This is a genomic window from Streptomyces sp. NPDC001902 (genome assembly GCF_042891295.1).
Taxonomy (GTDB): Bacteria; Actinomycetota; Actinomycetes; order Streptomycetales; family Streptomycetaceae; genus Actinacidiphila.
Genome location: NZ_JBIATA010000025.1, coordinates 1 through 12,179, shown reverse-complemented (window position 1 = coordinate 12,179; position 12,179 = coordinate 1). Strand labels below are relative to the sequence as shown.

General features: G+C 69.9%; 11 protein-coding genes and 2 pseudogenes. 9 read left to right on the top strand and 4 right to left on the bottom strand.

Features of this window, described 5'->3' with window-relative positions:
* Positions 1-21: 21 nt before the first annotated feature.
* Together ACFYYN_RS32150 and ACFYYN_RS32145 are read left to right on the top strand one after the other, a co-directional pair.
* Positions 22-753 (top strand): SDR family oxidoreductase, encoded by a 732-nt coding sequence (locus ACFYYN_RS32150; protein WP_500548533.1) that lies wholly within the window; start codon positions 22-24, stop codon positions 751-753.
* A 48-nt stretch (positions 754-801) separates the two neighbouring features.
* Positions 802-1,677 carry an RNA polymerase sigma-70 factor gene (locus ACFYYN_RS32145; protein WP_500548532.1) on the top strand — a complete coding sequence of 292 codons (876 nt, stop codon included), beginning with the start codon at positions 802-804 and terminating at the stop codon, positions 1,675-1,677.
* Positions 1,678-1,731: 54 nt separating this feature from the next.
* Here the strand turns inward: ACFYYN_RS32145 and ACFYYN_RS32140 are convergent, their stop codons facing one another.
* The gene (locus ACFYYN_RS32140; RefSeq protein WP_500323989.1) at positions 1,732-2,211 is read right to left on the bottom strand and encodes a cupin domain-containing protein; all 480 of its coding nucleotides are present in this window, start codon (positions 2,209-2,211) and stop codon (positions 1,732-1,734) included.
* Between the two features lie 138 nt (positions 2,212-2,349).
* Complete coding sequence (locus tag ACFYYN_RS32135; RefSeq protein ID WP_500548531.1) at positions 2,350-2,811, bottom strand: hypothetical protein; 462 nt, start codon at positions 2,809-2,811, stop codon at positions 2,350-2,352.
* A gap of 284 nt (positions 2,812-3,095) precedes the next feature.
* Between ACFYYN_RS32135 and ACFYYN_RS32130 the strand changes: the two genes are divergently transcribed.
* The 3 genes and pseudogenes from ACFYYN_RS32130 to ACFYYN_RS32120 all read left to right on the top strand — a co-directional run.
* On the top strand, positions 3,096-4,451 hold the full coding sequence (locus tag ACFYYN_RS32130; RefSeq protein WP_500548530.1) for an NAD(P)/FAD-dependent oxidoreductase: 1,356 nt from the start codon (positions 3,096-3,098) through the stop codon (positions 4,449-4,451).
* A gap of 11 nt (positions 4,452-4,462) precedes the next feature.
* Complete coding sequence (locus ACFYYN_RS32125) at positions 4,463-4,888, top strand: MarR family winged helix-turn-helix transcriptional regulator (RefSeq protein WP_500548529.1); 426 nt, start codon at positions 4,463-4,465, stop codon at positions 4,886-4,888.
* Between the two features lie 432 nt (positions 4,889-5,320).
* Positions 5,321-6,004: pseudogene (locus ACFYYN_RS32120) on the top strand (sigma-70 family RNA polymerase sigma factor); the annotation flags it as partial.
* A gap of 79 nt (positions 6,005-6,083) precedes the next feature.
* Here ACFYYN_RS32120 and ACFYYN_RS32115 read toward each other — a convergent pair.
* Positions 6,084-6,968: a sigma-70 family RNA polymerase sigma factor family protein gene (locus ACFYYN_RS32115; protein WP_500548528.1), complete on the bottom strand. Its 885-nt coding sequence runs from the start codon at positions 6,966-6,968 to the stop codon at positions 6,084-6,086.
* Positions 6,969-7,261: 293 nt separating this feature from the next.
* On the opposite strand from ACFYYN_RS32115, the gene qcrB reads away from it, so the two are divergent.
* The 4 genes from qcrB to ACFYYN_RS32095 all read left to right on the top strand — a co-directional run bounded on the left by qcrB (position 7,262) and on the right by ACFYYN_RS32095 (position 12,038).
* Complete coding sequence (gene qcrB, locus ACFYYN_RS32110) at positions 7,262-8,890, top strand: cytochrome bc1 complex cytochrome b subunit (protein ID WP_500548527.1); 1,629 nt, start codon at positions 7,262-7,264, stop codon at positions 8,888-8,890.
* Between the two features lie 77 nt (positions 8,891-8,967).
* Complete coding sequence (locus ACFYYN_RS32105) at positions 8,968-9,918, top strand: alpha/beta hydrolase (RefSeq protein WP_500548526.1); 951 nt, start codon at positions 8,968-8,970, stop codon at positions 9,916-9,918.
* Positions 9,919-10,151: 233 nt separating this feature from the next.
* Positions 10,152-11,003, top strand: coding sequence for an alpha/beta fold hydrolase (locus tag ACFYYN_RS32100; RefSeq protein ID WP_500548525.1), 852 nt, complete (start codon positions 10,152-10,154; stop codon positions 11,001-11,003).
* Positions 11,004-11,492: 489 nt separating this feature from the next.
* Complete coding sequence (locus ACFYYN_RS32095) at positions 11,493-12,038, top strand: DUF1062 domain-containing protein (protein WP_500548524.1); 546 nt, start codon at positions 11,493-11,495, stop codon at positions 12,036-12,038.
* Here the strand turns inward: ACFYYN_RS32095 and ACFYYN_RS32090 are convergent.
* Positions 12,035-12,179 (bottom strand): annotated as a pseudogene (locus ACFYYN_RS32090) (IS481 family transposase); the annotation flags it as partial. The gene ACFYYN_RS32095 and the pseudogene ACFYYN_RS32090 sit on opposite strands and share 4 nt — an antisense overlap.

Sequence of the window (12,179 nt, the reverse complement as noted above, 5' to 3'; positions counted from 1 at the left end):
CATCGGGAGATGGGCAAAGCCATGAAAATCGCAGTCATCGGCGGAACCGGGCTCATCGGCTCGCAGGTCGTGAAGGACCTCAACGCGGCCGGCCAGGAGGCCGTGCCGCACTCCCTGTCCACCGGCGTGGACCTCCTGAGCGGCGAGGGCGTCGTGGAGGCCGTCGCGGGCGCGGACGTCGTCGTCAACCTCACGAACTCGCCGACCTTCGACGAGGCCTCACCCGCGTTCTTCCAGACGTCGATGGACAACCTGATCGCCGCGTGTGAGAAGGGCGGCGTCGGTCACATGGTCATCCTCTCCATCGTGGGCGTGGACCAGGTGCCGGAGCTGGACTACTACCGGGCGAAGGTGCTGCAGGAGGACATCCTCAAGGCGAGTTCGATCCCGTACTCCATCGTCCGCGCCACGCAGTTCATGGAGTTCATGGACGCGACGATGTCCTGGACCACCGACGGCGACACCGTCCGGCTGCCGCACACCCCGCTCCAGCCGATCGCCGCCGCCGACGTCGCGCGGATGGTCGCCGAGGTCGCCTCGGGTCCCCCGCTCAACGGGACCGTGGACATCGCCGGGCCCGATGTCTTCTCCCTCGACGAGATCGGCCGGATCACCATCGCCGCCAAGGGCGACGGGCGTTCCGTCGTCGTCGACGACACGGCGGGCATGTTCGCCGTCCCCCAGGGCGACGTCCTCGTGGGTGGGCAAGCCGCTCGCATCGCCCCCACCCACTACCGGGACTGGCTGTCCTGACCGACGGGCGCGTCCGGACCGCGGACAACGCCGACCAAGGACGACGCAGTGGATGACGCCGACGACCTCCAGAAAGCACAGGAGGAGTTCCAGGCCGCCCGTGGCAGCCTGTTCGGCATCGCCTACCGGATGCTGGGCAGCGTGAGCGAGGCCGAGGACATCCTGCAGGAGGCGTGGATCCGCTGGCAGACCTACGACCGCTCCAAGGTGGAGAACCCCCCGGCGTTCCTCGCGACGACGGTCACCAGGCTCGCCATCAACGTGCTGCAGTCGGCCAGGGCCCGGCGTGAGACCTACGTCGGACCCTGGCTGCCGGAGCCGGTGGACACCGAGAGCGACCCCGCGCTGGGAGCCGTGAACGGGGAGGCGCTGGAGGTCGCGGTGCTGATGCTCCTGGAAAAGCTCACGCCCGCGGAGCGCGCCGCCTACGTGCTCCGGGAGGCCTTCGAGTACCCCTACGCGCAGATCGCGGAGATCATCGGACAGTCCAACGCCAACGCGCGCCAACTGGTGAGCCGGGCGCGCAAGCACCTGGCGGCGGAGAAGCGGGCCGGTGTCGTGACCGCCGACCGGCAGCGCTTCCTGACGGCGTTCGTGGCGGCCGCGAAGGCCGGGGAAGTGGGCGTGCTGGAGGACATGTTCGCCGAGGACGTCGTCTCGTACTCCGACGGCGGAGGCGAGGTCCGTGCCTCGAAGTTCCCCGTCGTGGGCCGTCAGCGGGTGGCCAAGTACATCCACGCCTTCGCCGACCGGTTCTGGGTCGGCGCCACCGTGGAGCCCATCCAGGTGAACGGCGGGCCCGGCATGAAGCTGTCCCGCGACGGCACGGTCTACGCCGTCCTGACGTTGAGCGTCACACCGGAGGGCATCGACCGGGTGATGTGGATGATGAGCCCGACGAAACTCGCCGTCCTGGACAAGTGAGTGCACGGACCCCCGGCACCGCCCAGGGGGCGCGGCGCCGGGGGAGCGGCCCGGTCAGTCGACGAAGTACGAGTCGTGCTTGTCCAGGAACGCGGCGCGCTCCTCCGCCGTGGCGTTGCCCATCCGCGAGATCTGCTCGAAGTACTCCTCACGCGGTGCGCCCGGAGTGAAGAGCAGCAGCATCTCCGCCGGGGCGTCGGAGTCGTTGCGGAAGGCGTGCAGCCCGCCCTGCGGGACGTGCAGGAAGTCGCCTTCCTGAGCGTCCACCCACTTCTCGCCGTTGTAGAGGCGGACGGTGCCGTTGAGGATGAAGAAGGACTCCGAGATGGTCCGGTGGAAGTGCGTCTTGGGACCGCCCGCGTTCGCCTTCATCATGACGCGGTAGAGCCCGTACTCGCCCCGCGTCATGTCCGTGGTCGCCAGGTAGTGGATGCCGTCCCCGGCCTGGCCGACGTTCGGAGGGGCGCTCGCCGGGCGGAAGTTGGCGTTGACCTCGCCGCTGTCCCCGAAGTACACCTGCTTTGGGTATGACATGCCTACCATCCCTCGCTCGCGTCGTGTGCGCCGTGGCGCATCGGCGGGGCGTGTGCCGGCCGTTCCGGTCGGCCGTCCATGACCACGCCCCTCGGGGGTAGACCGGGTTGCCCGGGCGCGTGTGACAGCTCCGTGGCGTCAGGAGACGGCGACGACCCCCACCGCGGCCAGGCCGTTGTCCGCGCGCAGGAGGATGTCGTAGAGGTAGGTGTCGCCCGCGCGGGGCGTCAGGACCTGCCGGCCCCCGGAGGGCAGGGTCCCGGTGACCGTCTCGTGTCTCTCGCCGGGCTCCGATCCGCTGACGGCCACGAGCCTGACCGGCGTCCTGCCGATGTTCTCCAGCGTAACGGAGCGGGTCCTCGGACACGTACCGGTGAGCTCGTCGGCGCAGTGGAAGCGCACGTCGCCGAAGTCGGTCAGGCCGCAGGAGACATCGGTGGCGAAGCTGAAGTGGGCGGAGCAGACGGCACCCCCGCGCAGGGCCGTCGCGGGGGGCGAGGTGTGGGCGTCGTCCGGAGGAGGGGCGTCCGTGCACGCCGTGGCGAACGGCGCGAGCGCGACGGTGCTGACGAGTACGGCGGACAGGAGTGCTGTGCGCACGTGGAGCTCCAGGAGAAGGAAGGCGAAGGTGGGGGGCGCGCGTGGCGTCGCCGTGGACGTCAGCCCGGGCCGGCTGACGTCGAGTCCTCAGGAACGTAGCAGACAGTGTTGATCCGTCCGGCGATCGGAGGGGCTGCGGACGGCCCCCCAAAAGGTCGTTCTGGTGGGAAATCCCCCGATACGTCTCTGCCGTGATCACAGTGTTCACCACTGAGCGGACATGCTCTGTCACACCGACAGGGCCTGCGCTGTCTTCTTGGTGACGGAGAGAAACAGAGGGAATCATGCGCGAGATCCTGATCGTCGGCGGCGGCTACGCGGGCTTCTACACGGCCTGGGGCCTCGAGAAGACGCTGCGGCTCGGGGAGGCGCGGGTCACCGTCGTCGACCCGCGTCCCTACATGACGTACCAGCCGTTCCTGCCGGAGGTGACGGCCGGTTCGGTGGAGGCACGTCATGCCGCCGTGTCGATGCGGCGGCACCTGCACAAGTCCCGGCTGGTCGCGGGCAGCGTGACCGGGATCCGCCACGCCGACCGCACGGTGACCGTGCGGCCCGTGAAGGGGGAGGAGTACGAACTCCGGTACGACACCCTCGTCGTCACCGCGGGAGCCGTGACCCGTACCTTCCCCATCCCGGGCCTGGCCCGGCACGCCATCGGCCTGAAGCACGTCGAGGAGGCGGTCGCCATCCGCGACCGGCTGCTGACGGCGTTCGACCAGGCCGCCTCGCTGCCCCCGGGGCCCGAGCGGCGGAAGCTGCTCACCGTCACCTTCGTGGGCGGTGGGTTCTCCGGTGTCGAGGGCTTCGGTGAGCTGCTGTCGCTGGCGACCGCGATGCTCAAGTCCTATCCGGAACTGAGACTGGAGGAGCTGTCGTTCCACCTGGTGGAGGCGCGGGGCCGCATCCTGCCCGAGGTGACCGACGGGCCCGGGGCCTGGGTCGTGCGCCACCTGGAGCGCCGCGGCGGGCATGTGCACCTGAACACCCAGCTGGTCTCCGCCGAGGACGGGCACGTCGTGCTGTCCAGCGGGGAGGAGTTCGACTCGGAACTCATCGTCTGGACCGCCGGCAACGCCTCGAACCCCGTGGTGCACAACCACACCGACCTGCCGGTCGACGAGCGCGGCCTGCTCATCGTGCGGCCGGACCTCCGGGTGGGTACGGAGGCCGAGCCGGTGCCGGACGTGTGGGCGGCCGGGGACGACGCGGCCGTGCCCGACCTGGCCTCGCCCGTGCCGGGGGCGCACACGGTGCCGAACGCCCAGCACGCGGTCCGGCAGGGCAAGCGCCTGGCCAAGAACATCGTCGCGAGCCTGCGCGGCGGCAGGGTCCGGGACTACCGCCACAGCAGCCTCGGCGTGGTCGCCACGCTGGGCCTGGGACGCGGCATCTTCCAGTACAAGGCCATCGTCGTCAAGGGGTTCCCGGCCTGGCTGATGCACCGCGGCTACCACGTGCTCGCGGTGCCCACGTGGGAGCGGAAGGTCCGGGTGCTCACCGTCTGGCTCACCGCGGCCCTGTTCGGCCGGGACCTCGTCTCCCTCGCCTCCGTGCAGCACCCGCGGGACGCGTTCGTCACGAGCGCCACCCCCCGGCGTCCCGCGGAGCCGCGGGCGGGCGACCACGCCGGAGTGTGACCGCCGGGAAGATGACACTGAGCGGGCGGTGGAGCGCGCTCGACCGGCTCCACCGCCGCATCGAGAACCGCGTCGAGCGGGCGCTGCACGGGCAACTGGGCGTGAGTGCAAGGGAGTTCCATGCCCTGCGAGCCCTCCAGGAGAGCATCCGCGATGCCGAGGGCCAGCTCCACTTCGACGAACTGGCCGACGTGATCGGCCTGACCCAGTCCGCGACCAGCCGGCTGGTGACCCGGCTGCGCGACCGGGGATTGATCACCACGCGCACCTCGGCGTACGACCGGCGGAGCGTGGACGTGCACCTCACCCCGGTCGCGCAGGACGTGCTGCGGCTCGGGGTGCCGCTCCTGGAGCGCGCCGTCCACGACGTCGTGTCCGGCCTCCGCGCAGACGACACCGACGCCGACCTGATCCGCTACCTCCAGGGGCTCTCATAGCCCCTGGAGGCGCGTGCGTCCCGGCCGGGCCGGTCACTTTCCGTCACATCGACCATCGTGCATGGGGAAGTTTCCGCCACGGATGAATAACGTGTCACTCTTTCTCTGGCAACAGAGGGTTGAATCTGTGCGGTTTTTGGCGAAGTGTCGGATTCGACATCCCTTTTGTGTCGTTTGTCCAGCGTATGATGTGAGGCAACGGTGGGTTGTGAGCCCATGGAACACACCATGCGCTCCCCGCAGGCCTGTTGTTCCGGTGCCGACGACGACTTTCTCCCGCCTTTTTCTGTCACATGATCGGGCCCCTTCCGGTCTATTCAGCGGACGTGAATGGAGAGATCGTGACGCTCGGTGATCAGAGACCGTGGAGTGGCCACCCATGCAATACATCGTGTGACACCTTTGTGTCACGCGGCCGAGGGCTGCCCGTAAATGACCTCTGACCGGCGGAACGCGGACGCCGAGCCGTCCCCCTCCGCACCAAGCCTCGACGAGGCGGCCTCCGCCTTCGTTGAACTCCAGCCACGCCTGTTCGGCATCGCGTACCGCGTGCTCGGCAGCGCCGTCGAGGCCGAGGACGTGGTGCAGGAGGTGTGGCTGCGCTGGCAACGGACCGACCGCTCCGCGGTGCTCAGTCCGGCCGCCTTCCTCTCGACCACGACGACCCGGCTCGCCATCAACGTCGCACAATCCGCCCGGGTGCGCCGGGAGACCTACATCGGACCCTGGCTGCCCGAGCCCGTGGACACGAGCGCGGATCCCGAGGCGGGCGTCCAGCGGACGGAGGCCGTGGAGTTCGCCCTGCTGCTGGTCCTGGAGCGGCTGAACCCCACGGAACGCGCGGCCTACGTCCTGCGCGAGGCGTTCGACTACGCCTATCCGGAGATCGCCGAGATACTCCGGCTCAGCATCGTCAACGTCCGCAAGATCGTCAGCCGGGCCCGCAAGCACGTGGTGGACAAGCCCCGCGAGACCGTCGACGCCGCGGAGCACCAGCGCCTCCTGGAGACCTTCGTCTCGGCGGCCCGGACGGGGAACCTCGCCCCGCTGGAAGCGCTCCTCGCCCCGGATGTCGCGGACCGTCTGGCCGGACGCGGCGGCCCGCACGGAGCGGCCCCCACGGTCCGCGACGGGGTCTGCGCCGCCGGTCCGTCGCGGACGACGGACGCCGGCGCATGAAGGGCCCGCGGAGCCGTCAGGGTCCGAGGGTGCCCACGGGGCGGGCCGGATGGTTCCAGGGCCGGAGCTTGTCGGGGTTGAGGACGATCCAGGCCTGCGAGACGCGGTGGTCGGCGACGTCCAGGCTGATGACCGCCACCACCTGGCCCTCGTAGCGGGCCACCAGACCGGTGCGGCCGTTCACGGAGTGGGCGGACAGGGCCACCCGCTGGTGGTGCGAGAGCAAGGTCAGCAGACTGCGCGCGACCGCCCGGGCGCCGTGCACCGGCCGGACCAGTGCCCGGATCTTCCCGCCACCGTCGAAGAACGCCGTGGCGTCCGGACGCAACAGCGACGTCAGCCGCACCACGTCGCCGCCCGCGCAGGCCGCGCGCACCGCGCGCGCCACCGCGTCCTGCACCTCCGGCGTCACCGGATGCGACCGGCAGGCGCGGATCGTCAGCCGCGCACGATCGGCTAGCTCGGCGCACTCCGGCTCCGACCGCCCCACCACGTCGGCCACGGCGCCCAGCGCCATCCCGAAGCAGTCGTTGAGCACGAACGCCGCCCGCTCGACGGGCGACAGCGCGGCCAGGGCCGTCAGCAGGACCTCACCGATCTCCTGTTCCAGCTCGGCCCCCACGCCCGGCCGTTCCGTGTCCGCCGCGGACGGGACGGTTCCCCCGGCGGACGCGGCCAGCCGCGCCAGACAGATCGCGCCGACCGTCTTCACGAGCCACGCCCCGGGCGGATCGATCGACCGGCGGGCCGCCTCCGGCAGCTCGAACCACCGGCGGTAGGCCTCGTCGACGACCGCCTCGGCCTCCGCCGTGCCGCCCACCATCCACAACGCCACGTCCAGCAAGTGCCGACGTTCGTCCAGCAGCTCCGCGATCGGCACCGCGTCACCGGAGAAATCCATGACCCCCGACCTCCCTCGCCCACCACACCGACATGGCACCGAATTCCGGTCCTAGTGGTGAGACCAGGTCCGTGCGGACCTTGTGACATTGAGCCCACGCGCCGGCCGCCGGCGGAGCTGTCCCCGTGCGGGTCCACCCCTCCCTCGTGAACAGGGCGCGAAACCTCCTTCCGCATTGGCGCGCAGACGGCACACGTCACACTTTCGCCGCGTGATCGGTCGTATTGCCGGAAGGTGCACGAGAGTGCCGACCCGCGACCCGCCATGGGTGAATCATGAATGGTGACAGGAACATGGACGGTGACAGCCGGCCCACCGATTCGGAACGACCGCCGGACCGGGGGGTGAAAGTCGCCGAATGGGTCGGCGAACGACTGGGCATGGACAGACGTACCAGATCGTCCGGGATGCGGAAGGCATTCCCCAGCCACTGGTCCTTCATGCTGGGGGAGATATCCCTCTACAGCTTCTTCATCCTCGTCCTGACGGGGGTGTACCTGTCGCTGTACTTCCATCCGTCGATGACGCCGGTGGAATACCACGGCAGTTACGCACCGCTGCAGGGCCAAATGGTGTCCGAGGCCTTCGACTCGACGATGCGCATCTCCTTCGAGGTGCGCGGCGGCCTGCTGATCCGCCAGGCCCACCACTGGGCAGCGCTGATCTTCGTCGCCAGCATGTTCGCCCACATGCTCCGGGTGTTCTTCACCGGTGCGTTCCGCAAGCCGCGCGAGCTCAACTGGGTGCTCGGCTTCTCCCTGCTGGTCCTGGGCATGTTCGAGGGACTGACGGGCTACGACCTCCCGGACGACCTGCTCTCCGGGACCGGACTGATGGTCGTGAACGGCACCATCCTCTCGATACCGGTCGTCGGGACCTACCTGTCGATGTACCTCTTCGGGGGCGAGTACCCGGGCAAGGACCTGATCGCGCACTTCAACACGCTCCACGTCGTGGTGATCCCCGCCCTCATGGCCGGCGTCCTCGTCGCCCACCTGGTCCTGGCGCGCCGTCACCGGCGCGCGCAGTACCCGGGGCCCGGGCGTACCGAGCGGAACGTGGTCGGCCTGCCCTTCCGGGTCTACGCCGTGAAGTCGGGGGCGTACTTCCTCCTGGTCAGCGGGGTCGTCCTCATCATCGCCTCGACCACGCAGATCAACCCCATCTGGCTGTACGGCCCCTACCGGCCCGACCAGGTCACCGCCGGTTCACAGCCCGACTGGTACATGGGCGTGCTCGACGGCCTGCTGCGCGTCATGCCCGGCTGGGAGGTCGTCCTCTGGGGCCACACCCTGGCGTTGGACAACCTCGTGCCCCTGCTGGCGGGCGCCGGGCTCTTCCTCGCCCTGGGCGCCTACCCGTTCGTCGAGGCATGGGTCACCAAGGACGGCAACCGCGACCACCACCTCCTCGACCGGCCCCGCAACCGGCCGGTGCGCACCGCCCTGGGCGCGGCGTGGGTCAGCGTGTACACGGTGGCGCTGCTGGGCGCGGCGAACGACGTGATCTCCATCCGCCTGCACATGTCGGTCAACTCCGTGACGTGGGCCGTCCGCATCGGCCTGTTCGTCGTGCCCTTCGTGGTGTACGGCGTGACCAAGCGCTGGGCGCTCGCCCTCCAGCGCAGCGACCGCGACAAGGTGCTGCACGGCCGCGAGACCGGGATCATCAAGCGCCTGCCGGACGGCGAGTACGTCGAAGTCCACCAGCCGCTCGACCGCGAGCAGCTCCACCTCCTCACGCAGCACGAGCAGTACGTGCCCATCCGCCTCTCCCCGGACGGCAGGGCCGGCCGGGTGGAGCGACTGCGGGCCCTGCTCAGCCGGGGCCTGTACGGGAAGGGGACGCAGATTCCCAAGCCCACCGTGCAGGAATTCGAGGAGATCACCCACGACCACGGCGAGAAGAACATTATCCACTGAGGTGTCACATATTCAGCCGGTCCTTTGTCATAAGGGCGAAGGAAGTGCACGAGAGTGCCGAACTTGGGAGTTCGACAATGAGCAAGCCCGTCCTCGAGCCTGCGGCTCAGGAAATCGCGGACGCCACGGCGACGCCGCCATTCCTCTACGAGCTCGGTGCGGAAGGCGCCCGTAAGGTCCTCGACGACCTGCAGGCGGCGCCGGTCGAGAAGTACGACGTCCGGGAAAAGTGGATCACCGTGCCGGCCGAGGTGGGTGACGTGCGCGTGCGCATCGTCAAGCCCGTGGGCGCGGAGGAGGTCCTGCCCGTCGTGCTGTACGTGCACGGTGGCGGGTGGGTGCTCGGCAACGCGGGTACGCACGACCGTCTCGTGCGCGAACTGGCCGTCATGGCGCACGCCGCGGTGGTGTTCGTCGAGTACGACCGCTCGCCCGAGGTCCGGTACCCGGTGGCCGTCGAGCAGGCCTACGCGACGGCCCGCTGGGTCACCGGGAAGGGCGCGGACGAGGGACTGGACGCCTCGCGCATGGCCGTCGCCGGCGACTCCGTCGGCGGCAACATGGCCGCGGCGCTGACGATCATGGCGAAGCGGCGCGGCGACGTGACCTTCGTCCACCAGTCGCTCTACTACCCCGTCACCGACGCGGCCCAGGACACCGGCAGCTACCGGGAGTTCGCAGACGGCCCGTACCTGACCGCGAAGGCCATGGCCTGGTTCTGGGACTGCTACACCACCGGCCCGGCCGAGCGGGCGGAGATCACCGCCTCGCCGCTGCGGGCGAGCCTGGAGGACCTCGAGGGCCTGCCGCCCGCGCTGGTCATCACCGACGAGAACGACGTGCTGCGCGACGAGGGCGAGGCCTACGCCCGCAAGCTCACGCAGGCCGGCGTCCCCACCACCAGCGTCCGCTACAACGGCACGCTGCACGACTTCATGATGCTCAACCCGGTCCGTTCCACGCAGGCGACCACCGCCGCCATGGAGCAGGCCACCCGCGCGCTGCACACCGCGCTGCACACCAACTGAGTCACCCCACCGCCGGACGCGGGGCCGGGCCACTGGGCCGCCCCCTGCCCGCGGGCCTCCCCGAGAAGCGCCCGCACCGGTGATTCCTGGTGGTCCCGGACCCGGACGTCCCCGGTTGCCGGCCGCGAGCCACCTCTCGCAGACGTGCGGCGACAACCCGCCGCACCCTCCGCCGGACCTCGTTCCCGGGGCCCGGATCGCACAACCATCTCCCGCCTCGAAAGGGCCTTCCTGTGAACCGTCATGCCCGTTACCGGACCCTCCGCACCCCGCTCACCGTCATGGCGACGGTGACCGTCGCCGCCGGTCTGCTCGCCGCGACCATGGCCCCCGCCAGCGCCACCAAGGGCGGGCACGGCGCCCCCTCGCACCACCGCAAGCCGACCGTGGTCCTGGTCCACGGCGCGTTCGCCGACTCCTCCAGCTGGAACGACGTCGTCAAGAAGCTGAAGCACGACGGCTACCCCGTGGTGGCCGCGTCCAACCCGCTGCGCGGGCTGGCCAGCGACGCCGCGTACGTCCGGGAGCTGGTGGACAGCATCGACGGGCCCGTGGTCCTGGCCGGCCACTCCTACGGCGGCGCCGTGATCTCCAACGCCGCCTACGGCTCCGACAAGGTCAAGGCCCTGGTCTACCTGGCCGCCTTCATGCCCGACAAGGGCGAGGACGCCTTCAACCTGTCGCTGAAGTTCGAGGGCAGCACGCTCGGCGGCGCGCTGAAGCAGGTGCCGGTCACGATGCCCGACGGTTCCAAGGGCGTCGACCTCTACATCGACCAGGCCAAGTTCCACCAGCAGTTCGCCGCGGACGTCCCCGCGCACACCGCGGAGATCATGGCGGCCACCCAGCGCCCCGTGTCCGGCGGCGCGCTGAACGAGCCCTCCGGCGAGCCCGCGTGGAAGACCATCCCCTCCTGGACCCTGGTGGCCTCCAACGACCGGAACATCCCCCGCGAGCTCCAGGTCTTCATGGCCAAGCGCGCCAAGTCCCACGTGGAGGAGGTCCGCGCGTCCCACGCGGTGAGCGTGTCCCACCCGAAGGAGTCCGCGCGCATCATCGAGGAAGCCGCGCGCTCGGTCCGCTGACCGCCGGCCCGGTGACCCCGCGGGCGGGGCGGCGCACGATGCGCCGCCCCGCCCGCCGTTCGTGGCCTCCGGGAAATTCGGTTGCCTGACGGCCCGCTGGTCGAACATCATCTCGGCCATGGATCTGTAACCAGTGGCGCACGTGCGGAATGAAGACGGGTTCGAGTCACGCCCCGTCCGGTTCCGGCGTGCCGTTCGAAGCCCGCACCTCGTGATCGGTGCGGGCTTCCTTCACGCGACGTGATGTGCCACGTCGCGCCGGCCGGTGTGCTCCGCTCTCGGACGCCGGCCTCACGCCACTGGATCCGGGGGAGTTCACAGCGCCGCGACGCGCTCCCTGACGCCTCCTCCGTCAGCCCTGGAGTTCGCGAAGCCATGAACGAGGTCCGCAGTATCCGTGTGTCCGCTGAGGGCGGCGGTTCCGACGTCGACCGGAAAGCACTGTGGGTGGTAAGGGAGCTCGCTCTGCCCGCCATCGTCACGGCATGCGTGTCGTGCAGGTCCACGCGCCACCGTCCCAGCGGCAAGTTCCGCGTGAACGCGAGCGGCAAGCTCCTCGACGTCTGGATGCTGATCTGCTGCGAGCTGTGCGGCCGTACGTCGAAGATCCCCGTCCACGAGCGCGTCCACGTACAGGCACTCGACCACGAGCGGCTGCTGATGTTCGAGAACAACGATCCGGGCATGGTGCGGCATCTGACGATGGACGGGGCGCTGGCCGGAAGGGCCGGGTACCGGCTCGACTGGACCGGCACGTGGGAGCTGGAGACCGACACGCCGTTCTACGACATCGAGCAGGACGACCCGGCATCGTTCGAGGTCGTCGTCGGTTTCGACCTCCCTGCGCCCATCCGGGTCGAGAAGCTGCTCATGACCGGGCTCGGCCTGAGCCGATCCGCCGTGAGGGCCATGGTCGCCTGCGGGCGGCTACGCCTGCCCCTGGCCGTCGACGCGAAGGCACGCGGAGACTTCACCTTCTTCGTCATCGCCACCCCACCGCCTTCGCACGACGCCGCCGCGGATCACACGGCCTAGGTGTATTGCCTTGTGAGGTTGGGGACGCGGCTGGCGGGTGGTTTGGCGTTCAGCGCGGTGTGTCCGCGGTGGTGATTGTAGGTGTGCAGCCAGTGTGGGAACGCCTCACGTCGTTCGGTCTCTGAGCGGTAGGGCTGTGCG